The organism is Ochrobactrum sp. AP1BH01-1, assembly GCF_018066705.1.
Classification (GTDB): domain Bacteria; phylum Pseudomonadota; class Alphaproteobacteria; order Rhizobiales; family Rhizobiaceae; genus Brucella.
Genome location: NZ_JAGPOU010000004.1, coordinates 326,681 through 352,753 on the forward strand (window position 1 = coordinate 326,681; position 26,073 = coordinate 352,753).

A 26,073-nucleotide genomic window follows, 5' to 3' on the forward strand; every position below is an offset into this window, starting at 1 on the left:
CAAAAATTATCGCCTGATCTTGTCGCCCACGACAAGAGTGCAGTGTGTCCATTCGGACGCACTGCACGCGACATAATAAACCAATGCATCGCTCTCTCCGAAAGTCGATCCGTTTCTAAGAGGAAGACACCTCTTAGGAAACGTGAGCGGGCTCAGCCCTGTCGCCTCCTGTAGATTTCGGTTGAGCGCATACCGAAAAAAGCACTACGCTTTTCGGTATGCCTTCTAGAACTTCCCGATGACATTCAGGAAAACGCCACGGTCGTTGAGGGTCAGATCGCGCAGATCGTCGGAGAATGCGCCAAAGTTATAACCCGCTCCAACCTTGAAGTTCTCGCCGACGTGACGGTAAATGGCCAGCAATGCACCGTAATCGGTGGTCTTTGCCTCCGGCATGTGCAGCACCCTGCCTTCAAGCAGCGCGTCCCAGTTCTTCACCACATGAAGATCCGCCCGGACAATGCCGAGATGGGCCGATGACGTATACCAGTCCGAAAACTCCTTGCGGTCATCGTCCATCTGCCGCTCTCGGACCTGGCCGTAGCGCATGCCGTATTTACCACCGACCGACAGCCACGGCATCAGATCATATGTGAAGTCTGCCGAAAGGATATGGCTGCGCTGGGCCGGACCATATTCGTCGCCGGTGATGGCGCTCACCTGGTCCTCGCCGGGCAGATCGTAGACCCACGCATATTTGAACAGCGCATTCAGCCGGTCATTGTCTATCGGGCGATAGGCATAGCCGATAGACGCATCGACGTAATTGCCGTCACGGAACGAACTGTCGCCGGCAGAATCCGACACCACCGCATCGACATTGACGAGCAGCCGCCAATCCTCGCTCGTCTTCCAGGAAAGTCCTGTCGCGAACAGGTAAGTGTTGCGGTCACGACTGCCATCGTCGGATTCCTCGAAGCGGGCCTCGCCGCGTATGCGTGCATTGATGCCCTGCTCCTCATCCTTGTAGCCGACCGAGAGCGAAACCGCCTTGCGGTCGAAATTTGAGCGCTCCGCACCGGTATCGGGATCGACCGTATCGTCCTCCACCGAACCCGCCTCAAACCCGCCATCGACAGTCCAGACCTTATCCGGCGTATAGATAACACCGTAAGTCTTGGTGAGCGACATGCGGCGGCCGAAGAGATCGTAGTTGTTCTCCGCATAGGTCGACAGCGTGTCGTCGAGCTTGCGTCGCATACCCAGAACGAAAGTACCCTTGTCTACACCGTCGAGATCGTAGCTGCGGTCCAGATCGAAAGCGCGGTCCGGATCCAGCCGATAACCGAAATAGTAGTTGTCGGACGCCGTCGGCGAATAGGTGATGGCCGCCAGTCCGCCCAATCCGCTGTTGCCGTAAGATATCTCCCCTTCGAGACCAACCTTTTCGGTCAGTTGATATTTCGTTCCGACACCAAGCCGGTCGTTGCGGCGAACGTCCCCGTCCCGCGACAGGGTGCCCTGGCCGAAAACGTAATATTTGTGATCGGCATCGGGCGCATAGTCGAGCCGGACGCCTGCGTCGAGCCTGTCACCATCATAGCCGCTCTTGCCGGAATAGACTGCGATTGGCGATCGAAGTTCCGTATAGGAAACACCGAATGACGCCTTCCAGTATTCGTCGAACTGGTGACTGACGGTTGCCTCGCCCTTGCGCTTGGTGCGTCCGCCGGTTTCCCGCTGATAAAACTCGTCGTAATCGCGCCCTTCCTTGTAATCGTCATAGGTGAGCTTGAGATTATCGTCCTTCGTCAGCTTGATATCCGCATACGCACCCCAGATGCGTTCGTCCACCGTCACCTGCTCGGCAAGAGTGGAAAAGCCAGCCTGCTTTTCTCCGTAGTAGCCGCCGACCGTTCCCTTGAGGCCATCGTTGACGATGTCCTCCAGATCGAGCTGACCCTTTGTTCGCCAGGCCATCGCCGAACGATCACGCGTGCCGGTGGTCGCGACGTCACTCAGCGTAAGCCCGCCATCGGTCGAACGCGACAGACCAAAACCCGGCCCCTTGGAGTGGGAGATTTCGGCTTCAAGGAAGGTCTTTTCCGAGTGACGAATAGTGATGTCGGCTCCCACAGCCTGCTGGTTGGCCTCTCCGGTCGTCTCATTCATGCCGGTGACACCGACACGCACCTTTTCGTCGAACCAGTGCTGCGCGCGACCGCCATAGACATAGCCATCCACTTCGCCAATCGTGGGCGTGAACTCGTATTGCGCGATGAGATAAACCCGATTGCCCCCAAGCGCGCCCTCGCGGATCGCTCCGCCGGTGCCCGTCGAAGACGACAGCGGACGCTTGAGGATGACGACACCCTGCAGGTAGTCGAGCGTATAATCTTCTCCGTAGATAAGTGTCCGGCGTTCCTTGACCTCGCCGGTTACCTGGTCGCGTACCTCCACGGTCAGTGTTTCGGAGCCGGTGGTGATGTCCTGCCGCTTCAGGAAGTAGGCCGAACCGCCAGTCCCGAGAAACTCGTCGCGCTGGGGCAGCGTGTCCGGCTGGGCTGCATAGACATTCACTTCGGTTTTGCGCTCGCCGAAAGATGTCACTTCCTCGGAATTATAGACGGCGCTGGCACCATAAAGCCCCCGTTCCGAACGCATGAACTCCGTACCCTTGATGGAAGCTTTGTAATTGCCCCACATCACGTGGCTCGGTCCGCGATCCAGCCGCACATAGAATTTTCCGTTGGTCGGCGCATCTTCCAGAATGGTCGAGTCGTCGCCATAGACCGGATAGTAGGCATCGGGGTCGATACGCCGCAACAGACTACGCGGATCACGGTCATCGAGGCCGCGGAACATATCCTTGATCTCACCTTCGCGACTGTCCGCCGCTGCGGTAAGAAGATATTTGCCCTTGATCTTGCCCTTCACGTAAAAGGCGAGCCGACCCTTGGTGTAGACCTCATCATATTCGCCGGGGCGCACATCTTCGATCCCGTCATCGCCCATGCGCTTGCCGACGGTAAGATCAGCGAGACCGACATAGAACCAGTCGTTATCCGGGATATTGATCTGGCGGCTGAAGTCGAGGGCGCTTCCCTTTTCCTGACCGAGCACAGCCACATCCACGTCATGTTCGCCCGGCGGCAGGATGCGCTGCATGACAAAGGACTGGTTCTTGTCCAGCGGGACAATCCCGTCCAGCGCCTTTACCTGATATCCTTCCGGCACGTTACGCCCATAGACGGTCACGGCACCACCAACCACGTCGATATTGCGTGTGCCGGTATTGTCCTCGCCCATGCCCGGTGCAGGTGCTTCCGTAAGCTTGGTGTCTTCCTTCGGCAATTCCTTGTCGGTGCGGGCTATGGAACGCGGCAGGGTCTCGTCGTAGCGACCATCTTTGTCATAAACGCGCAGAATATATTTAAACCGCGTCTTTTCGTTTTCCGTCTCCGGCATCACCCATTCCGCCTCGCCATTGATGGCGACCGGGATGACCGCTGCAGGTTCTTCCTTCAGGGTCTTGTCCGTCTCGAAGACACGAATTTCCGAGCGGGAGATGAAAGCCGGATAGTTGGCCGTTGCGAGAAAACGCACCGCTTCACCGGCCCTGTAGGTTCGGCGGACCGGATTGGTCGAGATATTAAGCACGGGCCGCGCATCCAGCCCATCAAACTTGACCTGGATGTCGACTGCAGACAGCCCGACATCGGTTCTGCGCTGTCTGTCTGTCTTGCCGCTGGCAGGCTTCGGCTTGCCGGATTCTGCCAGCGTTTCACCATCGACGCTGATCGAGAACGGAATATCGCCTTCCTCGTCAGGGCTTTCGGTTTCCGTATTCGGTGCAATCCCCGTCTTAGCGACTGCGCTGTTGTCCAGCACCTTGCCACGCAGACGATCTTCTGCCGAAGCGTCGAGCACAACCGCATTGGCTGCGGCCAAGGCGCAGCCCGCCAGAAGCAGGCCGCGCTTGCGGCGCACGATATTCGCGAAGGTGGATGAAGTCAGGAAAATCGTTTTCATTGACCTGCCTCCACACGGGTCTCGATGGTCAGTTCGTATCTGCCCCTGACCGACTTCCATCTTTGGGTAATGTCCTCCTCGATGGCTTTGATACGGCGGCGGGCAAGCTCGGCATCCGGCGCCGCGCCATAGCCGATGCGTAGCGTGGACGGTTCGCTTTCAAGCGCCTCGATCAGGCGATCGATGCCCTTCTGCCATTTTGGTTTCAGGGTTGTTGTACCGGGCTCGAACGCGGCGTCGGTCAGATCGAGACGCACGACACGCCCGATCGAAGCGCCGAAATTAAGCTTCGACATCTTGCCCGCGGTGAGCCTGATGACGCGCGGGTTCTCCGTCGTCAGCCGGTAGCCGGCAGGCAAGGTTCGCGTATCGAGCTTCATGATGAAGTTTGAGCCGATCCGGCTGTCCGGCAGGTCGGCACAAGCAACATGGAAGCGCCCGTGTTTGTCCGTCGTCACCAACGATCCGCGTACCGTCGCGATACGCACGCCGGGCAGTCCCGGTTCGCCTTCGTCCTGATAGCCATTGCGGTTGAGGTCATCGAACACCTTGCCAACGATATCGCCGCAATCGAACACAGGCTCGATGGCGATCTCGATGTCAGCCCGCGCTTCCGGCGCGAGCGGATTGCCGTCGAGACCGGTCACCGTCGCCTTGTTGGTGTGCTTGCCGGGTCCTGCGGAACTCAGCGCCAGCATCTGCAATCTGATCACCACCTCAGCATTGGGTCCAAGCGCCACATTGTCGAAGCGCACCCGCTGGCCATTGATGATCGGTATCGCCGCCACTCCATCCACGGTCGCTGAACCGTCGACATAGCGGAAGCCGGACGGCATGATGTCCGTCACGCTGACATAACCGGCATTTCCGCTCGAATGGTTGGTTACCCTGATCGTGAACGGCGCTTTTTCGCCGCGCTTGATCTGGCGCAGACCGGCCTGCTTGATGATGGTGATATCGGCAGGCTTCGCAGGCGGAATAGTAACGTTGGACGTCGAGGTGGTTGAAGGCACCGAACCGCCGCCGTCTACAGTGCCCTGCACGGTCGCCGAGTTCTTTATGCCGTCCAATACACCGGCGGCGCTGTCGATATCCTCCTGCGTCAGCGCATAGGTCGCGTTGAAGACCTGCGAAGCATGGGGCTGCAAGGTTACGCTTTGAGGCGTATAGGCTGACAGTTTTCCGGCCGCCGTCTTGCCGTTGAAGGTCGGCCCTTCGTCCACCGGAGACACATCGGTAATGACCTGACCGCCAGTATTGGTGATCTTGAAGCTGTAGGTGATCGTGTCACCCAGGCTCGCATAACCGTTGTTGTCATTATCGTTGAACTTGCCGGTTTTCTCGATCTCGAGCCGCGACAGCTCCACCGGCGGCACCACAACCGTATCCGGCGGGGTCTCGATAGGCTCTCCCCCGCCGGGAGGTGTGCCGGTACCGGTCGCCGTATTGGAAACGGAACCGGCCTCGATATCGGCCTGCGTCGGCTGATAGACCGCCTTGAAGACCGCTTCCGCACCTGGAGCAAGCGACGCGACGGACGCAGGCTCGATTGCGACGCCAGCCTTCGCCAGCAGCGGATCGTTGACGGCGACGTTCGATATGGTCACCGCACCGGTGTTCTTCACGACAAAGGTGTAGGTGATCGATTCACCCGGATCTATGAGGCTGTTGCCGTTCCGGTCATCCAACTGGGCCTGCTTGTCGATGGTCATGCTAGCCGTTTCATCGGGCGGCACGACGACCGTATCCGGCGGGCTGGTGATGAGTTCACCAGTCGGAGGCGTGCCGGTGCCGGCGGCGGTATTCTTCACCTTGCCCGCATCGATTTCCGCCTGTGTCGGCTGGTAGGTTGCCGTGAAGGTTACGCTCGCGCCGGGCGCGAGTGTCTGCGGGCCAGGTGTCACCGCAATACCGGCATCAGCCAGCAGCGGATCGTTCACAGTGACATTGGTCATCGTGACATTGCCCGTATTGCGGACGAGGAACGAATAGCTGATCGTTTCGCCCGCATCGAGGAGGCCATCGCCGTCCTTGTCGTTGAGCGTGCCAGTCTTCTTGATAGTCAGACCGGCAGTCTGATCGGGAGGCACGATCACCGTATCCGGCGGACTCGTGATGAGTCCCCCGGTCGGCGGCGTGCCGGTGCCGGTAGCTGTATTCTCCACCTTGCCAGCATCGATATCGGCCTGTGTCGGCTCATAAGTCGCGGTAAAGGTCGCGGTTCCTCCGGGCGCAAGCGTCTGGGGTCCCGGCGTTACCACAATGCCGGCATTGGTCAGCAGCGGATCGTTCACAGTGACGTTGGTCAGCGTGACATTGCCCGTATTGCGGGCGAGGAACGAGTAGCTGATCGTTTCGCCCGGATCGAGGAGGCCATCGCCGTCCTTGTCGTTGAGCGTACCGGTCTTCTTGATAGTCAGACCGGCAGTCTGATCAGGAGGCACGATCACCGTGTCAGGCGGGCTGGTTATGGGTTCACCCGTCGGCGGCGTACCGGTACTGGTAGCTGTATTGACGACCTTGCCCGCATCAATGTCATCCTGAACTGCTGTATAGGTCGCAGTGAAGGTCGCTTCCGCACCGGGAGCAAGCGTGGCCACCGAAGCCGGACTGATCGCCACGCCATACTTGGTCAGCATCGGGTCACTGACGCTGACATTCGTCAACGTCACCTTGCCGACATTCTTCGCCACGAAAGTATAGGTGATTTCCTCCCCTGCATCGACGAGGTTGTCTCCATCGAGGTCATTGAGCTGGCCGGTCTTGCGGATTTGAAGACCCGGAGCCTGGTCGGGCGGCACAATTACCTTATCGGGTGGGCTGGTGATGAGCTCGCCCGTCGGCGGCGTACCCTTGCCGGTTGCGCTGTTCTCGACCTTGCCGCCATCGACATCCGCCTGAACCACCGTATAGACAGCAGTGAAGGTTGCTTCTGCGCCCGGAGCGAGCGCCTGAACCGAGGCCGGGCTGACCTGCACGCCATTCCGTGCCAGCATCGGGTCATCGATGCCGACATTCGTCATCGTCACCTTGCCGGTGTTCTTGACGATAAATGTATAAGTGATCTGCTCGCCCACATCGGCAACAGCGTTGCCGTTAAGGTCATTGAGCTCACCCTGCTTTTTGATGGTCAGGCCAGACGTAACATCGGCGGTGATGATAACCGTGTCCGGGGCGCTATTCACTGAACCGTTGGACGGCGTGATGCCGGTTGCGGTGGCGGTATTTTCGACCTTGCCCGCGTCGATGTCGGCCTGTGTGGGGGTATAGGAGCCATGGAACGTGAAAGTACCGCGCGGTGCAAGCGTCTGCGGGGCTTCCGTGACCTGCACCAGCGGATCGTTGACCGTTACATTCTTCAGCGTAACGGAGCCTGTATTCCTGACAAGAAAGCTGTAGCTGATCGTCTCGCCAAGATCGAGAAGACCATTGCCGTTGCTGTCGTTGAGTGCGCCTTCCTTATCGATTGTCAGTCCCGGCACCAAATCCGGCGGCACGATCTCGGTATCGGGTTCACTCTTCACGAGCGGACCGGCAGGCGGAGTGCCGACGGCGACCGCCGTGTTAACAATCTGGCCCGCGTCGATTTCTTCCTGGCTTGGCGTATAGCTGGCATGGAAAGTGAAGGTTCCGCCGGGTGCGAGCGTCTGCGGACCTTCAACGACCTTGACCTTCGGATCTTCGACCGTGACATCCTTCAGCGTGACATTGCCGGTATTCTTTACGAGGAACGTATAGGAAATCGTCTCGCCCGGATCTACGAGACCGTCGCCATCCTGATCCTGAAGCGTACCAACCTTGTCGATTGAAAGCCCAGCAGTGCGATCCGGCGGCACAATCGCCGTGTCAGGCGTGCTTTCGACTTCGGCACCATCCGGATTGTTGCCCTTGGCGGTTGCCGTGTTGGACACCATGCCTGCATCAATGGCGTCCTGCTGCGGCTTGTAGGTGGCGGTAAACGTCGCAGTGCCGCCGGGCGCCAGAGTCTGTGGCCCGGGCGATACGGAAACGCCTGCGCTGGCCAGCATCGCATCGTTCACCGTGACGTTGGTCAGGGTCACGTTGCCCGTATTACGTACGACGAAACTATAGGTAATCGTCTCGCCCAGATCGATGAGGTTGTCACCATCGAGATCGTTCAGCGTGCCGGTTTTCTTGATGGCCAGTCCCGCTGTGCGATCAGGCGGCACAATGGCCGTATCGGGATTGCTCTCGACCGCATCGCCTGTCGGGGTGACACCTGTGGCGGTCGCAGTGTTCTCCACCTGACCCGCATCGATTTCCGGTGTCGAAGCCGTATAGGGAAGAGCCGTGAAGGTGAAGCTGGCACCAGGCGCGAGCGTCTGCGGCCCTTCGATTACCGTCACTTTCGAGTCGTTGACGGTAACATTTGAGAGCGTCACCGCACCCGTATTGGTTACGAGGAAGGAATAGCTGATCGTCTCATCCGGATCGATGAGGCCGTCGCCGTCCTTGTCGTTGAGTGTACCTGTCTTCTCGATGGTCAGTCCCGCCGCCTGCGCAGGGGGAACAATCTCGGTATCGGGGTCACTTTCAACCGGGGTGTCAGTCGGCGTCTTGCCGGTCGCTGTAGCCGTATTCGTCACCTTGCCGGAGTCGATTTCTTCCTGGCTTGGCGTGTAAGTGGCTGAGAACGTGACCGAACCGTTCGGGGCGAGCGTCTGCGGCCCCGGCGTTACGGTTACACCCGGTTTCTGAAGCATCGGGTCATTGACGGTCACGTCCGTGAGAGTGACCGCGCCGCTATTGCGGACGAGGAAACTGTAGGTGATCGACTCGCCCGGATCGACAAGACCATTGCCGTTCGTATCGTTGAGCGTTCCCTTCTTGTCGATCGTCAGTCCCGGTGTCTGGTCAGACGGTACGATTTCCGTATCGGGAGTACTCTCATAAGACGTACCGGACGGCGGCGTGCCTGTCGCAGTCGCCGTGTTCGTCACCCGACCGGCGTCGATCTTGTCCTGCGTCGCAACATAGGTCGCAGTGAAGGTCACCTCGTCGCCCGGTGCCAGCGTCTGGGGACCGGGGGTCACAGAAATGCCTTCGGCGGCAAGCAGGGAATCTTTCACCGTCACATCGGTCAGCGTGACATTGCCCGTATTCCTGACGATGAAGCTGTAGACAATCTCCTCACCTTCATCGACGAACCCGTCACCGTCCTTATCCTGAAGCACGCCGGACTTGTCGATCGTGAGGCGCGGCGTCTGGTCCGGCGGTACGGTAACCGTATCGGGGTCACTTACCAACGGGTCGCCAGAAGGCGGTGTACCGATTGCGGTGGCCGTGTTCACCACATTGCCGTTGTTGATGTCGGCCTGGCTTGGCTCATAAGTGCCATGGAACGTGAACCTGCCGCCTGGAGCCAGCGTCTGCGGCGCTTCCTCGACCGTCACCAAAGGATCATCAACCGTCACGCCGGTTAGCGTTACATTGCCCGTATTGGTGACGACGAACGCATAGGTGATCGTTTCGCCCGGATCAATCAGACCGTCGCCGTCCAGATCGTTCAGCGTGCCAATCTTATCGATGGTGAGCCCGGGCGTCCGGTCCGGGGGCACGTTCGCCGTGTCGGGATCGCTATCGATAGGATCGCCCAGGGGTGGCGTGCCGGTGGCAGTCGCAGTATTCGTCACGACCCCGGCATCGATCTCGGCCTGCTTCGGCGTGTAGGTAGCGGTGAAGACCACCGAACCTCCCGGCTGAATGGTCTGAGGTCCCGGTGTGACCGAAATGCCGGCAGCATCAAGCAGTGTGTCCTTTACTGTCACATCTGTCAGTGGAACATCGCCGGTGTTTTCAACGCGGAAGGAATAGCTGATCGTTTCGCCCGGATCGATCAGGCCATCGCCGTCCGTATCGTTCAGCGTCCCGGTCTTTTTAAGGGTCAGTTTCGGGTTCTGGTCGTCATTGACAATGGTGCAGATCGCGTTCTCGCCGTTAGCAAGCGCGATCTCGCCATTGGTCAGAGGCTGAGCAGCGTTGCCGTCAACCGAGCAGCTATAGGCGCTGGCCAGATAACCGGGCTTATTATCCTCGGCCAGCACATAGGTGCCGCCTGGAACGGGTGCATTGGTGATCGCTGCATCGCCCATGAACCCCTGGATCGAATTGGTGAGTGGCGCCTTACCCGTCGCGCGCAGCGTGAATTCGGTCGGTACCGCAGTGCCCTTCTGGTCGTTGATCACCTGCTTGCGCAGTGTAAGCTTCGGCTGACAGATGGCTTCGGAGGTCACCTGAGCCATGAATGCCTGGGCCCCGGGGCCGGACTTTATGTGGACAATGACGGTGTTGAGACCAACTCGCCAGCTGCCTCTCATCGAGCCGGTGGCGGCTCCTGTGTCGGTGAAGCCCCAATAATAGTAGGGGTCGCTACCTCCGTAATTGGAGCGGATATTCTGAGCTACGCCATTCACCCATACCTGATATACGGAATTGTCCGCATAAAAATTCATCTTCAGGTCGAGACTCGCCGGATCGACGGCCGGATCGAGATTGAACTGGTATCGGTAGAAGATGTCGTACGAGAGTTGCGTGTTAGGATGCGCGGCTGTCGAACTGTTGGAAATCCAGCTGGCATTGCCAAATGGCGACTTCACATATGAGGCTGGAGGGTTGGTGACAATCGTTGCTCCACCCCAAGCCAGATTGGAGGGGGGCGCGCCTGTCACATTGGTCGTGGTTAATGCGATTTGCCAATAATTATCGTAACCGCTCGCCTTCTGCCCGCCTGCGCCGTTATAAGCCGTATTGAAGAATGCGCCCGACGTTGCGCAGGACACTGTATCCGGGGCACTTGGCACATAAGGCGGGGTCGGAGTCGATACCGAACAGGTGGTGCAACCCGACGGCACATCGCCGCCGCTGATGAAATTGCGTATCTGCGACACACCGAGCGGAATTGGAGCCGCGACCGTCAGATCGATTTCTACTTCTGCTTTACCGCCCACCGGCACCTCCGGCACGGTCAACAGGACGGCAGAGGCACCGGAGACAGGGCTGGTAAATCCTTTTGCGCCCGAAACACGTGTCATCGTGGCGCCGTTTGGAATATTTTCGATGAAATCGAAGTCCTTGAACGCTCCACCGCCGGTATGAGTAACGGTTACCTTATAGGTAAGAACCTCACCGGGCTCGGCGATCTTGTTGGTGGTAATGCTTTCGCGGATCAGTTCTTTTTTTACGGTTGCGGCAGGCGGTGTGAAGGTATCCCTGTCCGTAGCAGAGTTATTGGACGTGTTCGGGTCGGGTGTCCCGGTCGGCGGCGTCACGGTAGCGGTGTTGACGAGGTCACCCGTAAACCCGGCTGGTATGCTCATGGCAAGCGTATAGGTTACCGACGCGCCGGCAGGCAGATTTGCTGTAGTATTAATCGCGCCTGTACCGCTTGCTGCGCCGCAAACAGCTCCTCCGGTTGCCCCGCCGCACCTCCAACTCGCAGTGGTGATGCCGGAAGGGAGCGGATCGCTGACCCGCGCACCCATTGCGCCAAAGGGACCAGCATTGGAAACCACTATGGTGTAGTTGACTACCTGACCCGCCGAATAGGACGTTGCGCCATCAGTCTTGGTAATCTTCAGGTCTGCAGGAAATTCCAACGGAGTGGTCGGGCACTTGGCACCATCATTATTACCCGATCCCTGCAGGCTCGAGATCAGCGTCGCTTTACCGGTCACCGGGTCGAACTGATAGAAACCGCCGCTGTTGTTGCTGCCGAAAATACCGTTGGTGGCGCCAAACATACCGCCAAAGCTGCCAGCCACTCCCGTTGAACCGTGCGCAATAACGGCGCCAGTCGACGGATTGATCTCATACAGCGGCCCATTATCGGGGGCAGCACCCCAGAGTCGATTGTTATACCATGCCAGATCGTTGAGGTTGACGGATTGGGTCAGCGCAACTGTTGTGGATGTCCGCGTATTGACATTGATCCCGTAAAGGTTCGCGCCACTAGCAACCCAGAACGTACCTCCGGGCCCAAACTCGCCGGCAACACTGCCGGGAATGCCAGACACTGTACCCAGATTGACGACACCACCGCCCGCACCGATACGCAGCAGGGAAGTGCCGCTCAATCCATACATGTATTTGTCGACGGGATTCAGCGCGACGGCGTTATACGTCAGTGTCGACGGCGATCCGACAGGGCTTACGATGAAAGGATTTTGTGTGGCGTCAAAACGATAGAGCGCTGTGGGAGCGTCCTGTGCCAGATACATTCTGGAATCACACGCGAAAGGCGTCTGTGTCTGCGCAACCGCGCTGTCCGTCGGCAGAGCCGTCGCTCCAACAAGCGCCAGCGAAACCAGTTTCGTGACATTGCCTACTGCGGCGCGGAACGAACTCTTGGAATGAAGTCGCGCGACGGGAGCGAAGCGACCCGACAAACGACGAGCGACACGACGCAGCATGGCAATCTGAAACATGAATGGTCCCCTCAATGAACCATCCGGAGCCATGGCCTGCTGCCCTCACAGAGACGGCACAACCCCGGATAATGGTCAATCAATGGAGACGCATGCGCGAGTTATGCCCGCTCGTATTTCACAATCCTACGATTTTATGAAATGCACCCCTATTCCGCACAGTGAATTGCATAGATCACACAATGTTCCGGCGGGTTTGAGCTTAATGCGCATGTGGGTCAGCAGCCTGACCAGCCGTCATTTCCGGTTCCGGATATTGGAGGGCGTGACACCCTTCAGCTTTTTCATTGTCGCAGTCAAATGGCTCTGGCTGGAAAAACCGCTAACATACGCCACTTCTGCGATGGACATCTCGCTCTGGGCAAGGAGTCGCTCGGCATAAGCAAGCCTCAGACCCAAAAGATAACCGTAGGGCGCTTGCCCGAATGTCTGCGTAAAGCCGCTGATAAAGTGGCTGGGCGAAAGATCACAAATCGTGGCAAGGTCCGCCACGGTAAGCTTGCGCGAAACATTTTCCCGCATGAAAGCCAGAACTTTCTTCGCATTATAAAGCGAAAGACCGGCCCTCGGTTTCGCGCGGGCTTCGCCATCTTCATCACCCTGGAAAAGGTGGACAATCAGTCTTGTAACCAGTGCGTCTACTCGTGCGGGCTCGACCGCTTCCGGCGCAGCCAGCATCGCTTTCAATTGTCTCGCCATATCGAGAGCAACCACGTCAACAGCGGGCGACGCGACGATCGTTTCAAGCTCCGTCGTGTCCTGTTTCCGCAAGCAGTTCGGCTTGATTGCCAGAATTATGCTTTCCTTATCTGAAGCCCATTTCATAGACACCGGGCTGTTGGCTGCGCTTGTCAAAACGGCGCCTGCCTGCACTTCGGCCAGTGCTATCCGACGGCCACCGGATATGTATTCGAGGTCTTTTACGGGAGTTAGAAATATTTCAACCAGATGAGCTCTTGCCACAAACGCAAGCGACCCCGAACGACAGACGCAGTGCGCGACTTCACCTCGGGCGGTAATCTGCCCTGACCGCAAGCCGCCTGGAGGGATATCGAAATGAAAGGTGCCTGCCTGTAGAATGTTTGAGCAAGCATGTGCCTGATCTTCACCGGCAATCACTTCTTGCCGAGCTTGAGCCGTCATTATATCTGTCAACCCCGCACACAAGACTCAGAAACCGAGCCTCCAAAATATTCATGATTCACCCCCCGGGCCCAACAATGTTCTAAAGTATTTCATATGTAAAGTTAGATATATATATTTCATAAATTTAGTATATACTAATATATATTAGAGATTGCACCTTATAAGCCTCAACATACTTGCGATAGTTTGTCGGCCCCATACTCTGCATAACTGCGCTCAGCATCAGGGCCATCGTCATGTGGATAGTTCAAGCGGCGCTTCTCGCTCGTCTATAAAATTACTCTTTCCGGCTAAAAGCGCTTGCTATTGATGACATCAGATCATTGAAGCGGTCCCCCTGAATGGCGACGTGATTGCGAAGCAGTTCACGTGCGGCGGAGGCGTCACCTGCCAGAATTGCGTCGACGATTTCGGTATGCTCCTGAATTGAAGTGCGCATACGGTTGTGGACTCGCAACTGTAACCGCCGATAAGGTCGAAGACGCTTGTGCAGCATGAGGCATTGTTCCGCAAGGAAGCCGCAGTGACTGGCGGCGTAGATAACCTTATGAAACTGCTCATTATCGTAATAATAGCGGTCTGTATCCTCCGTGCTTGCCGAATTTGCACAGGCTTCGTGAGCTGCCAGGAGAGCCAACTTGTCGTCCGTCGTAAAGCGCTGCGCCGCACGTGCTCCGGCAGCTCCCTCCAGTTCCGACATGACTTCGAATTTTTCCAGAATTTGATGCGGTTGGGGATTCGTGACTATGGCCCCGCGACGATGGCGTATTTCAATTAACCCGTTCTCGGACAACTGTTTCAACGCTTCGCGAATGGGGGTGCGCGATACGCCGTATTCCTCCGCCAGACGCATCTCATCGAGCCGCTCTCCCGGCGCATAACGTACGGTGAGAATTCCTTCTTCAATCTGGTCTCTTACAGTCTTCACGACGTTCATCACAAACCCTCTGCGTCTCCCTGGTTCTTCATTGTGCATCCATAAAATGAAATCTTGCATGCAAGATACTTGACGTCGAATGCATAATGCAGGATACCTAAACCCATATTCACTGGCAAAGCAGAAAAGGCCAGCGACTTTCTGGTTATACCGCGACTAAGCAAATTAATGGTTCCTATCCATGGGAGTGGGATAATGGCACCAAATAAATCCGTCCTTGATGGACTGTTGAAGAGCGTATTGGCGCGCGGAAGCCTCGTGTTCGGCTGGCCATCGCGTATTGATGAGCGGCACAATCCCCAAGCGGTACTGAAGCTCTGCTCGATATTGCTTTCCAGCCGGGGCGAAGCTACCGGAATGGCTCTGGCCGAAGAGATTCTCAGCATTTGGTCCCAGCTGGACCAGGATGAGCGGCTGGAAATCATGCACGCGCTGCTCATCGATTTCGGACCGGATATTTCACTTCTTGAAAAAACTATCGCCGACTATCGCAGCAATCCAACATTCGAAAATCTAAGCAAGTTGCATATGGCGAGCGAGCCAAGACGACAGGAACTCATTCGCCGGCTTAATTTGGCGCGTAACGGTGTAGCCACTTTGGTGGATATGCGAGAGCAGCTGCAGGACTTCATAAGGAACCATAAGGAACTGACTGTCGTGGATGCTGACTTTCTGCATCTTTTCAGTTCGTGGTTCAACCGCGGTTTTCTGATCCTGCGCAGGATCGACTGGTCAACACCAGCCAACATTCTTGAAAAAATCATCCGCTATGAAGCGGTGCATGAAATCAAGGATTGGAAGGATCTGCGCCAAAGGCTCGAGCCGGAAGACCGGCGGTGTTATGCCTTCTTTCATCCCCAGTTGCCTGACGAACCGCTGATTTTCGTTGAGATTGCGCTGACTGAGGAAATATCGGCGAGCATTTCTCACCTATTGGCGGACCAGCGCGAGCTTATCCCTGCGGGTGAAGCCAACACGGCAGTCTTCTATTCCATTTCGAACTGTCAGGCAGGTTTGAGAGGCGTTTCCTTCGGCAATTTCCTCATCAAGCAAGTCGTAGAGGAATTGCAGCGCGACCTGCCGAACCTCAGAACTTTTGTCACATTATCGCCCGTTCCGGGACTTGCAGCTTGGTTGTCTGGTCACGGCCACCCCACCGAAATGGGCAATACAACACGCGACAGGTTGATGGCCGGAACGCTGGAATACTTCTTCTCAGGTAAAAAAGCAGACGGTCGGCACTGTGATCCGGTCGCCCGTTTTCATCTTGGCAACGGTGCGCGGTTGGAGCGGATCGTGATGGAGGCGGATCGTTCGGAGCGCAGCATGCGACAGTCATTCGGTGTTATGGTGAATTATCTCTACAAGCCCGATGAAATCGAAGCCAATCACGAGGCTTACGTCCAGCACGGAGACGTCGCTGCTTCGCGAGAACTGCAACGCCTCTGGCAGTCTGCCCGTTCTCAAAACAAGCTAGGCGCGACGGGAAACCGGGCCGGGCACATTGCAGGATCAACCCATGGTCAATCATCTCTTTGACGCAATCCGTCTCTCCATTACCTCTCCCGAAAGCACGTTTATTGAGCTTGAAGACGGGAAAGTATGGACTTATGGCGCCATGTTTAACTGCTCGGCGCGTATTACCCATGTTCTTGTGAAACTGGGCGTATCCCCGGGTGACCGGGTAGCGGTTCAGGTGGAAAAAAGCGCCCAGGCGCTGATGCTTTATCTCGGATGCCTGCGGGCCGGTGCGGTCTATCTGCCCCTCAATACGGCTTATACGCCTGCGGAACTCGAATATTTTCTGGGTGACGCCACGCCGAAACTGGTGGTGGTCTCGCCCTGCGCGGCAGAACAGCTGGAACCGCTGGCGCGACGGGTCGGCACCAGATTGTTAACGCTTGGCGTAAACGGTGACGGCTCATTGATGGATATGGCGAGCCTCGAACCGGTGGAGTTTGCCGATATCGAACGCAAAGCGGACGATCTTGCGGCGATCCTCTATACGTCCGGGACAACAGGCCGTTCCAAAGGAGCGATGCTGACCCACGACAACCTGTTGTCGAATGCACAGACGCTGCGCGAACACTGGCGTTTTACCAGTGCCGACCGATTGATCCATGCACTGCCAATCTTTCATACGCACGGGCTGTTTGTGGCCACTAACGTGACACTTCTGGCCGGCGGCGCAATTTACCTGCTTAGCAAGTTCGATCCTGACCAGATATTTGCGCTGATGACACGTGCAACTGTGATGATGGGCGTGCCGACCTTCTATACAAGACTTTTGCAGGACGAGCGGCTCAACAAGGCCAACACGCGGCACATGCGCCTCTTCATCTCGGGCTCGGCACCGCTTTTGGCCGAGACCCATCGTCTTTTTGAAGAATATACAGGACACGCCATTCTGGAACGCTACGGCATGACGGAAACGAACATGATCACCTCCAATCCCTGTGACGGTGCTCGTGTGCCGGGTACGGTTGGTTACGCGCTTCCCGGCGTTTCCGTCCGCATTACCGATCCGGTAAGCGGCGAACCACTCGCTGCGGGAGAACCCGGCATGATCGAGGTGAAGGGACCAAACGTATTCCAAGGTTATTGGAATATGCCCGACAAGACCAAGGAGGAATTTCGTTCCGACGGTTACTTCACCACCGGTGATATCGGCGTGATGGAGACGGATGGCCGCATCTCCATCGTCGGACGCGGTAAGGATCTCATTATATCCGGAGGATATAACATCTATCCGAAAGAGATTGAAAACGAGATCGACGCTATTGAAGGCGTGGTCGAAAGCGCTGTGATCGGCGTTCCGCATCCCGATCTTGGTGAAGGCGTCACCGCCATCGTGGTGGGGCAGCCGAAAGCCCATCTGGATTTAACGACGATCACGAACAATCTCCAGGGACGGCTTGCGCGCTTCAAACAGCCGAAGAACGTCATTTTTGTCGATGAGCTGCCACGCAACACCATGGGCAAAGTGCAGAAAAATGTACTGCGCGACCGATACCGGGACCTCTACCTGAAATAGCCGGGAAGTTCGCGGCGGGGACGGCGTGCGTAAACCGGTGTCGAGTAAAGATACAAACAAAAACAATCACACAGAGCGTTGAGCTGGTTCAATCAGACAGCAGCGCGTTCTAGGCGGAACTTCAAAGGAGGCACATCAATGTTGAAAACAATAAAACTACTTGCATCGTCTATCGCGATAGCCGCGGCGTCCTGCGCTATGGCGCAGGCCGAGCCGCTGAAACTTACCATCGCCACCGAAGGTGCGTTTCCGCCCTATAATCTCACCAAGCCGGACGGAACATTGGATGGCTATGAGGTTGAGCTGGGCATGCATCTGTGCAAGACGATGGGGGCCGAATGCACTTTCGTTGCCCAGTCTTTCGAGGGTGTGATCCCGGCGCTCAACGCCGGCAAGTTCGATGCCGCGATGACCGGCATGTCCATGACGCCCAAGCGTCAGGAAGCGGTCGACTTCTCCGTTTCCTACGGTCGCGTGCCGCAGGCTTTTGCAGCGCTTGATACAAGCCCGCTGGTCAATCTGAAACATGCCGGAGAAACTTATCCACTCGCGACCGACGCAGCCGGAGCGCAAAAGGCGATCGATGACATCAAGGACGATCTCAAGGGTAAAACTGTTGGCGTGCAGGTTGCCTCGATCGGCAGCATACTGGTCAAGCACTATCTGGCAGACGATGTCACCATCCGGGAATATAAGACCACCGAAGAACACGATCTCGACCTGAAAGCCGGGCGTGTTGATTTCGTCGCAGCTTCCATCGCTTATCTGACAGCAGTGCAGAAGAAGCCAGGCTTCGAACAGCTCAAGATCGTGGGGCCGCATTTCCAGGGCGGTATGCTCGGACCGGGTATCGGCGTTGCGATGCGCAAGGGAGATACCGCACTGAAGGCCAAATTCGACGAGGCGATCAAGGCCGCGACGGCGGACGGCACCATCAAATCACTGTCTGAAAAGTGGTTTGGCTTCGATATTACACCTCTGTAAGCAGAATCGAGCGCCAGCTTTGGCTTCGCCGGGTTCATCCGGCGAAGCTGCAGACTTTGACGATCGTATCCCCCGCACCGAGTATCTCCCATGATGTCCCGAGAAGCCTGCCGTGCCCAAGCCCTGAACTATGTCAAAACCGGCCAGTTGATCCGGGACCTTGGGCGCCTGGTGGCTCGCCGCTCCGTCAGCCAATCCGAGGGCAATCCCGACGCCTCCTGGGCGTATCTCAGTGAGGACATCGGTCCGCTCCTCCAGAGTTATGGCTTTGAAACCACGATCTGCGACAATCCTCGCAGTGACGGACCGCCGCTGATGATTGCCCGGCATATTGAGGATGCTGCCTTGCCGACCGTTCTCATTTACGGTCATGGAGATGTCTGCAACGGCGAGGCACATCGCTGGCGCGACGGGCTGCATCCCTTCGAGTTGATACAGGAGGGGGACCGTCTCTACGGGCGTGGCACCGCCGACAACAAGATTCAACATCTGATCAACATTACTGCCCTGGGTCTGTTGCTCAAGACAAACGGCAAGCTCGGCTTCAATGCCAAGGTCATACTTGAAATGGGCGAGGAAACCGGTTCCCCCGGTCTAAGGGAATTTCTTGAAATTAGGCGCGATGAGCTTTCCGCAGACGTGCTGATCGCTTCCGACGGCCCACGTCTTTCACCAACCGTTCCGACTGTTTTTATGGGGTCGCGGGGCGCAGTCGATATAGACTTTACCGTACGGTTGCGCAATCAGGATTATCACTCAGGAAATTTCGGCGGACTGCTGGCTGATCCGTCGATCATTCTTGCGCATGCGCTGGCAAGCATCACCGATAAGCGCGGCCAGATCCAAATCCCCGAGTGGCGACCGGACAGTCTTTCAGACGATATCCGGGCCCTTCTCGCCAAACTGCCTTATCGTCAGCACGACCCGGAATGGGGCGAAAAGAGCCTGACGCCAACCGAGCGGGTTTTTGGTTGGAATTCTTTTGCGGTTCTTGCGCTGTCTTCGGGCAACATCGGTGCACCGCAGTCGGCCATCTCATCTGAGGCGCGCGCGGTCGGCCAGTTGCGTTTTGTCGTCGGAACGGACATGGACGACATTGTGCCGGCCCTTCGGCGTCATTTAGATGCACATGGCTTCAGCATGGTGGACGTCGCTCTCCACGGCGAAGCATTCAAGGCGACGCGTTTTTCCCTGGATCACCCGTGGGTAGCATTCGTGTGTGACTCGATCACCAAAAGCACAGAACAAGCGCCGCATATTTTGCCCAATCTCGCTGGCTCCCTGCCAAATGACATGTTCACGGACATTCTTGGTTTGCCGACTATATGGGTGCCACACAGCTATGCTGAATGCGGACAACACGGACCAGACGAGCACGCCCTGCTTTCCATCGCCCAGCAAGGCATGCAAATCATGACCGATCTGTTTCTCGATATCGGCAATCTGTCGTCAGAGGGCTCTCCCTCCATGAAAAAGATGAACAACCACCGATAGGAAACAATAACAGCAACGGGCAATCAGGAAGAGCGTTCCGCAGTATCCTCTGGGATGAGAATGGATACGATAGCGCCGCCACCCGGTCGATTACGGAGTTCAAGCTTTCCACCATGGGCGGCTGCTATTGCCTGCACAACCGATAGGCCGAGCCCTGTCCCTCCGGTCGCCCTCGACCGTGACGCATCCCCGCGCCAGAAAGGATTGACACTTATGTCATCCATATTTTCTGGAAAGCCGGGGCCGCGATCAAGGATGCGTATGGCTATGAAACCGTGTGCGGTGAGTTCGGTCTGGCATCGCAGCACTCCGCCAGCAGCAGCATAGCGGCAGGCATTTTCCAGAAGCGCGAGGATGGCCTGCCGGATTCGCTGGTCATCGGCTACAGTTACCGCTGGCGTCAATTCCTTTTCGACGGGAAGCTTGCTTGCTTCAAGCATAGGCTTGGCGGCGTCGAGCACGGCCTCCACCAATTCGGCCACATCGAAACGCTCGCGGTCAATGACGAGTTTTTGTCCTATTGCGAGCGACAGCGTCCGCAAGTCTTCAACAAGTCGGGAGAGACCTTCAACCTGCATCAAGAGGCTTGCCATTGTTTTCGTGTCCATCGGGAATACCCCGTCCACCATGCCCTGCATCGAGCCTCGCAAAATGGTGAGCGGTGTGCGCAACTCATGCGCTACTGCCATATTGTTGAAACGCAGCCTTTGTTCCATTGTCTCAAGGCTCGTTGCCAACGCATTGACGCTCTCTACGAGGCTCTTGATCTCCACCGTGCTCGTATAGGGCTCCGTCAGCCGGACGGAAAAATCTCCCGATTTCAGCCCTTCCGCTACCAGCGTCAACTGCTCCAGCGGCCGTGCGATCCTTCTCGCCAAATATATCCCGATGATGCTGCAGATCAGCGCCGAAACAAGACCGCAGACGAGCACAGACAAGTAAAGCTGAAAGTCGACCGGGTCAGAAAGACCATTGAGGTGATCGAACAGTTCCCTTATCGCTGCCGGTTCCGGCACGATACCGGAATTCATATCCCGATAGGCCTTGGCAGCATTGGCAGGCAGGCTTCTTATTACCCCCTCTTCCAGATAAGCAGCATAAGAGGTTACCCCCAGATAGGCCAGACCAACACTGAGAAGCAGCATGGCAGCAATAATGATGGCGGTCAAAGTGGCAAGCGGGAGCGTAGGTAGCTTCATTTAGGGGCCGCCAGACGATAACCGATGCCACGGACCGCAGGGAAAAAATCCATCTGTCCCAGTGCTTCAAGCTTCTTTCTCAGATTGGATATATGCGTATCCACTGTGCGGACCAGCGCATCACTCTCCGGCAAGCAAGCGTCAAGAATATCGGCGCGGTCGAAGGCGTGCGTCGGGCGGCGAACCATATAAGCAAGAATTCTGAATTCGCTGAGCGTGAGCTGGAGAGCAATCCGCTGCCCGTCATGATTGACAAAGGCCGAGTAGGCATTGAAGTCCACTTCAATCGCGCCGAACCGGCGAAGGGCCTCCTGCTGATCCCCCTTTGTACGGCGCAGCACCGCCTTGACGCGGGCCACCACTTCCTGCGGATTGAATGGTTTGACAACATAATCGTCGGCGCCAAGACGAAGGCCGCTGAGCCGGTCGATGTCTTCGGCCAGCGCCGTCACCATGATGACCGGCGTATTTCTGGTTTGCCGCAAGCGCGCGAGCACGGCGAAACCGTCGAGCTTCGGAATGCGAACATCGAGCAGAACGATATCCGGCGAGAGCAGCGCGTGATGTTGCAGCGCCGTTTCGCCATCGGTGGCCCGTACCGTACGAAAGCCTTCACGTATGAGGTATGCATCCAGGATCTGCGCAATTTCCGGCTCATCCTCTACGATAAGAACGAGACTGTTATCCACGAGCGGCTCCAGACAAAGGTAGTTGATAATAAAGTAGGTAAAATCTGCGCGGACTATGACCCGCAATCCCTCGACGTGCAATTTCCAAACAAGATGCGCGCCATCCAGTGACCGGTTTTAGACACTTTGCCGGTTCGATCTTCGCAAAGTCTTGATAATCGACCGTCAAATCGCAGTCGTTCAACTCTTTCGAGGTGTCGACATGCAGGAAACTGTACTTGGCTCGAGCGATTCTCATTCAACAGTTGGCGTTGCCGGACGTTACAGATCCGCCTCGTGGTCAACACTGTTTTTGGTCCGTGGTATCCTGGCTGCGAGTTTCATCCTCGTGGTGTTTCCTTCGGTCGATCTGAGCATTTCGCGCATTTTTGCAAACGGCCATGGCTTCCCGCTGTCCGAAAATCCTTTTTTGAAGGCGGTGAGAGACGTAAGTCGGCAGGGCTTGATCTATCTTCTGCTGCTTATGGTGCTGGCAATCGGCCTATATGCTTTCCTGCCGCGCAAATTCGCGCTTTGCCCACCGCATAAAGCCCTGTTCGTACTCTTGAGTTTTCTGCTCGGTCCATTGATCGCAGTACAGTTTCTGAAGAATACAATCGGAAGAGCCCGCCCGCGCGAAATCGTCGAATTCGGCGGGACAGCGAATTTTACTCCCGTATGGCAATATGCGGCAGCTTGCAGGCACAGTTGCTCCTTCCCCTCAGGCGAAGCCGCTGTCGCCGCTGCAACCTTGTCGCTGATCGTCTTGGCACCTTTGAAATGGCGCTTAGCCGCAACCGTTGTCGCAGTTCCAATCCTGTTCTTCGTTTCTTTCAACAGGGTGCTCTTCGGCGCTCATTTCCTGTCCGACGTCATAGTTGCCTGGGGTCTGGTTCTGTGCCTGATGATGTGGCTATGGCGACGAATTTCCAGCCAGGCGGCGGCTATCGACAACAGCGTAAGGCAATTCGGAGAGAGATTTTACGCTCGCCAGGCATACGACAATTCTTCATGGGAACTTGACAAAGCTAACGAAAAGTCCGGCGCCCATCCTCCCCGCCGTAACGGACAATGATCATGCTGGCAGAACACGTTTCGCGTTCCACTTCCGCCGCCAGAAGGCCTGAGCCAAGCCAACCCTACAGTGTGGAGTCAAGCAATCAGAATGTACCCCTGAAGCATCTGGCTGCGTCCCATTCGATGTTGCGGCAGACAAGCAGCATTGTTTGGCGGCTGAAGTTTCGCAGAACCCTGGCTTTTCTGTTTAGAAGCAGTCTGTCGCCATGGCTGACTGTTCGCTGGCTCAGATTTCTTGGGGAATTCACGGAGCAGCACACTTTCGCTCCGCCTCATGACGACCTCATCCGTAAATCCTTGTCGTCCTTCCTCGTGCACCGCATGGCCCGGAAGACCCGGCTCAACATTCTTATCCAGCATTTCGAACTGGCACGTCAGTTATTATGTCCACATGTATTGCAGGCGCTTTGGCGCGGCGAAAGGATCGAGCTTGGGACGATTTACGGCAAGGAAAATGTGTACCGCCTCCAATTGCTGCTATCCGATCGTTGCGGCAGTCGGCATGAAGGCGTGTTTACCGTTCGTCTGGTAAATGCGGCAGATAACGCACTTCTGTGCATGGCGAGCTTCGTGTTTGTGCGGCGTCCCGGCGATTCATACAGCCTCTTTGTCGGCGGGCTGCAAGGAGCGGCCCATGCCGACGCCAAACGCGCGGTAATTTCCGCGACCCGTGATCTCGGCGGTTTGCGGCCGAAAGATGCAATCATGCTGGTGTTAAAGGGATTGATAGCGCACGGCGCCACAGCCTATCTGATTGCCGTCAGCAACTCCAACCATGTGATCAATCACCGCGCCTCGAAACGCCGTAAAAGAAAGCTGCCGGATCTGGATGCCTATTGGCTTGATCGCGGCGGGATTCCTTTTTCTCCCTTCGGCTTTCGGATTCCGGCCGATCCTGCAATCAATGACGGATGCGGCAGCCGGCGCAGCAATATGAAGATCGCTTTCTGGAAAATTGGAGCGAACCTGATCACTCGCAAAAGCAATAAGGACCAACTCTCCTGAAGATCATCTAATGGTTTGAATGTGACGTGGTGTGAGGAAAGACCAGCCTCATGCGTGCTCCGCCCGAACTACTTTCGCCTACATCAATGCTTCCTTCGTGAAGTGCCATGATCTGCTGGACAAGATTAAGGCCCAGGCCAGCCCCCGGACCTTGATCGTCAAGGCGGTTAAAAGGCTCGAATATGCTCTTTCTCCTATCCGAAGGAATGCCTTTGCCTTCGTCGGCAACTTCAATCACGGCTGGCCTCAGAATGCTTATCGCAATTGTTCCTCTCTTATTCCCGTGATCAATCGCGTTTTGAAACAGATTGGTAATGGCCCGCTCTATCGCCTGGCGATCGCCCATGACGTTTATGACTTCGGCATCAGTATCGAAAACCACGTCGTATCCAGCAGCGAAAGCAAGCGGAGCCAGATCAGAAATCACCTCGCGGGCAGCAGAGACGATATCTACAGCATCAAATTTCTTTGACTGTCCTTCCAGCCGCTGGAGATCGAGAAGCTGGCCCGCCAAAATCCCCAGCCGGGCCGCATCGCGCGTGAGGCCGGATTTCAGCTCACTCGCCGGCAGAGCATGCAGTCGGGCGGAGAGAATTGCGATGGGGGTTCTCAGTTCGTGCGCCGCCTGAGCCAAAAAGCGCTGCTGACGTGAATATCCCTGATCCAGTCGCTCCAATGCTCCATTGAACGCCTCCACTAACGGCGAAAGCTCAGCGGGGACATCCTTAGTGGACAGACGAATTCCACGTCGCTCGGGTTCGATCTGCGAGGCTTTATCAGCGATTTCCGAGGCTCCCCTCAATGTCATGCGCACAATCAGCGGTATGACGAGCAAGGCCCCCAACGCGGCGAGCAGAAGGCCAGGAAGAACGAGCATCTTGAACCCTTCCCTGACCGTTTCGGCCAGCCGCCCGAAGGTGAGGCGACCTCCCGTGCCTGCCATAATCTGGATGCGCCCAACCGCCGCGTCTTCCCATCTTATGATGGCCTCGGGCCGGAGGGACCCGGCGTTATCCTGACCAAGACGGGCTTCAAGTACGTTCGGCAAGGCGGTACCAATCGTCCGGTAGGCGCCGGGTATCGTGCCTTCCATGAACTGGTTTCCGGAAGCATCGCGAACGATAAACCAGAGAGATTTTTCATCTCGACGCAACGCCGTCAGTTCCGGCGTATTTGTCATGGTGAGATGCCCCTCGGGATCACGGGTCACTGCCTCCTTGACTACGTCTATTACGCCTCGGTCATAACGTTCGTGAACGAAACCCGACAGCCAGAGAAATGCAATGAAAAGCGCAAGCGCAGATAGAACGACGAGTGCCTGTGCGAGGACAATGCGAGTAATAAGCTGCCACTTCAGGGAGGAAGGTGCGTTTTTCAATTGACGGTCTCACGCAAAAGATAACCCACGCCGCGCACACCATTCAGCGTGACGCCCGCATCAGCGGCTGCAAGCTTGCGGCGCACACGCGAAACATGCGTGTCGAGTGCGTTTGGCTCCACTTCGTCGTTCATACCGAAAACCGCCTCCATCAGAACCGGCCTTTGCACCATACGCCCTTTTCGTCGCATCAATGCCTCAAGCACGAGCAACTCCCGGCGTGGCATGGAAAGCGGGATATCCCCCACGAACGCCTCACGGGCGTTGAAATCGAAGGATACGCGGCCAAGCCGGACACTATCTGGACGAACATCCCCATTGCGACGCAAAATGGCCCGTAGCCGTGCCATGAGTTCATCGAAAGCGAAGGGCTTCCCCAGATAATCGTCTGCGCCACTATCGAGGCCGTGGACACGGTCGGGCAAATCATCGTTGGCTGTCAGGACGAGGACCGGAACCGAACTGCCGCGTCCACGCACCTTCCGTAGCACGGACAGCCCATCCCCATCGGGCAGACGACGGTCGAGGATGACAGCATCGTAGCAATCCTCCGCAAGCATATGCTCAGCTTCGCCGCAGGTGCCGACGGTGTCCGCCACCATGTTTTGCGAAATCAGAACCTGTTCCAACATTGATGCCAATTCGCGTTCGTCCTCAACCACCAGAATTCGCATCTGAGGTGCCTTTCCTTGCTCACATTGGCTCAGTGTAACATTTGTGGCTGGCATGAGACTG

Annotated in this window: 14 protein-coding genes; 6 read left to right on the plus strand and 8 right to left on the minus strand. The window is 56.7% G+C overall.

The genetic code is table 11. The features are described from left to right. Positions 1 to 225: 225 nt before the first annotated feature. The 4 genes from J9800_RS16430 to J9800_RS16445 form a co-directional block, all read right to left on the minus strand. Entirely contained in the window at positions 226 to 3,972 is a 3,747-nt protein-coding gene (locus tag J9800_RS16430; RefSeq protein WP_114216064.1) for a TonB-dependent receptor, read from the minus strand. After that, positions 3,969 to 12,416, minus strand: a complete 8,448-nt coding sequence (locus J9800_RS16435; protein WP_210845883.1) for a CLIPPER-2 domain-containing protein — start codon at positions 12,414 to 12,416, stop codon at positions 3,969 to 3,971. The genes J9800_RS16430 and J9800_RS16435 overlap by 4 nt, the downstream gene beginning before the upstream one ends. Before the next feature lie 237 nt (positions 12,417 to 12,653). Beyond that, positions 12,654 to 13,187, minus strand: a complete 534-nt coding sequence (locus tag J9800_RS16440; protein ID WP_210845884.1) for a helix-turn-helix domain-containing protein — start codon at positions 13,185 to 13,187, stop codon at positions 12,654 to 12,656. A 652-nt stretch (positions 13,188 to 13,839) separates the two neighbouring features. Then, positions 13,840 to 14,499, minus strand: a complete 660-nt coding sequence (locus tag J9800_RS16445) for a GntR family transcriptional regulator (protein WP_114216067.1) — start codon at positions 14,497 to 14,499, stop codon at positions 13,840 to 13,842. 195 nt (positions 14,500 to 14,694) lie between these two features. Between J9800_RS16445 and J9800_RS16450 the strand changes: the two genes are divergently transcribed. The 4 genes from J9800_RS16450 to J9800_RS16465 all read left to right on the plus strand — a co-directional run bounded on the left by J9800_RS16450 (position 14,695) and on the right by J9800_RS16465 (position 20,011). Continuing rightward, positions 14,695 to 16,038, plus strand: a complete 1,344-nt coding sequence (locus J9800_RS16450; protein WP_114216068.1) for a malonyl-CoA decarboxylase — start codon at positions 14,695 to 14,697, stop codon at positions 16,036 to 16,038. Next, entirely contained in the window at positions 16,019 to 17,533 is a 1,515-nt protein-coding gene (locus J9800_RS16455) for a malonate--CoA ligase (protein WP_114216069.1), read from the plus strand. The genes J9800_RS16450 and J9800_RS16455 overlap by 20 nt, the downstream gene beginning before the upstream one ends. 138 nt (positions 17,534 to 17,671) lie before the next feature. Next, the gene (locus J9800_RS16460) at positions 17,672 to 18,517 is read left to right on the plus strand and encodes a transporter substrate-binding domain-containing protein (protein WP_114216070.1); all 846 of its coding nucleotides are present in this window, start codon (positions 17,672 to 17,674) and stop codon (positions 18,515 to 18,517) included. A 93-nt stretch (positions 18,518 to 18,610) separates the two neighbouring features. Continuing rightward, a complete protein-coding gene (locus tag J9800_RS16465; RefSeq protein WP_114216132.1) occupies positions 18,611 to 20,011 on the plus strand; it encodes a M20 family metallopeptidase in 1,401 nt (466 codons plus the stop codon). 23 nt (positions 20,012 to 20,034) lie between these two features. On the opposite strand, the gene J9800_RS16470 is transcribed toward J9800_RS16465, so the two are convergent. Together J9800_RS16470 and J9800_RS16475 are read right to left on the minus strand one after the other, a co-directional pair. Beyond that, positions 20,035 to 21,210, minus strand: a complete 1,176-nt coding sequence (locus J9800_RS16470) for an ATP-binding protein (protein ID WP_114216071.1) — start codon at positions 21,208 to 21,210, stop codon at positions 20,035 to 20,037. Further along, complete coding sequence (locus J9800_RS16475; protein WP_112586509.1) at positions 21,207 to 21,899, minus strand: response regulator; 693 nt, start codon at positions 21,897 to 21,899, stop codon at positions 21,207 to 21,209. The genes J9800_RS16470 and J9800_RS16475 overlap by 4 nt, the downstream gene beginning before the upstream one ends. 202 nt (positions 21,900 to 22,101) lie before the next feature. On the opposite strand from J9800_RS16475, the gene J9800_RS16480 reads away from it, so the two are divergent. Continuing rightward, positions 22,102 to 22,953, plus strand: a complete 852-nt coding sequence (locus tag J9800_RS16480; RefSeq protein WP_114216072.1) for a phosphatase PAP2 family protein — start codon at positions 22,102 to 22,104, stop codon at positions 22,951 to 22,953. A 2-nt stretch (positions 22,954 to 22,955) separates the two neighbouring features. Continuing rightward, entirely contained in the window at positions 22,956 to 23,960 is a 1,005-nt protein-coding gene (locus J9800_RS16485) for a DUF535 family protein (RefSeq protein WP_286167561.1), read from the plus strand. A gap of 7 nt (positions 23,961 to 23,967) precedes the next feature. On the opposite strand, the gene J9800_RS16490 is transcribed toward J9800_RS16485, so the two are convergent. Both J9800_RS16490 and J9800_RS16495 read right to left on the minus strand, forming a co-directional pair. Beyond that, positions 23,968 to 25,338, minus strand: a complete 1,371-nt coding sequence (locus tag J9800_RS16490; protein ID WP_114216074.1) for a sensor histidine kinase — start codon at positions 25,336 to 25,338, stop codon at positions 23,968 to 23,970. Further along, positions 25,335 to 26,012: a response regulator transcription factor gene (locus J9800_RS16495; RefSeq protein WP_114216075.1), complete on the minus strand. Its 678-nt coding sequence runs from the start codon at positions 26,010 to 26,012 to the stop codon at positions 25,335 to 25,337. The genes J9800_RS16490 and J9800_RS16495 overlap by 4 nt, the downstream gene beginning before the upstream one ends. Positions 26,013 to 26,073 lie beyond the last annotated feature (61 nt).

Coding starts and splice junctions, on each gene's coding strand:
- J9800_RS16460 (WP_114216070.1), top strand. CDS start 17,672: ATGTTGAAAACAATAAAACTACTTGCATCGTCTATCGCGATAGCCGCG.
- J9800_RS16480 (WP_114216072.1), top strand. CDS start 22,102: ATGCAGGAAACTGTACTTGGCTCGAGCGATTCTCATTCAACAGTTGGC.
- J9800_RS16470 (WP_114216071.1), bottom strand. CDS start 21,210: ATGAAGCTACCTACGCTCCCGCTTGCCACTTTGACCGCCATCATTATT.
- J9800_RS16445 (WP_114216067.1), bottom strand. CDS start 14,499: ATGAACGTCGTGAAGACTGTAAGAGACCAGATTGAAGAAGGAATTCTC.
- J9800_RS16495 (WP_114216075.1), bottom strand. CDS start 26,012: ATGCGAATTCTGGTGGTTGAGGACGAACGCGAATTGGCATCAATGTTG.
- J9800_RS16465 (WP_114216132.1), top strand. CDS start 18,611: ATGTCCCGAGAAGCCTGCCGTGCCCAAGCCCTGAACTATGTCAAAACC.
- J9800_RS16455 (WP_114216069.1), top strand. CDS start 16,019: ATGGTCAATCATCTCTTTGACGCAATCCGTCTCTCCATTACCTCTCCC.
- J9800_RS16430 (WP_114216064.1), bottom strand. CDS start 3,972: ATGAAAACGATTTTCCTGACTTCATCCACCTTCGCGAATATCGTGCGC.
- J9800_RS16435 (WP_210845883.1), bottom strand. CDS start 12,416: ATGTTTCAGATTGCCATGCTGCGTCGTGTCGCTCGTCGTTTGTCGGGT.
- J9800_RS16450 (WP_114216068.1), top strand. CDS start 14,695: ATGGCACCAAATAAATCCGTCCTTGATGGACTGTTGAAGAGCGTATTG.
- J9800_RS16485 (WP_286167561.1), top strand. CDS start 22,956: ATGCTGGCAGAACACGTTTCGCGTTCCACTTCCGCCGCCAGAAGGCCT.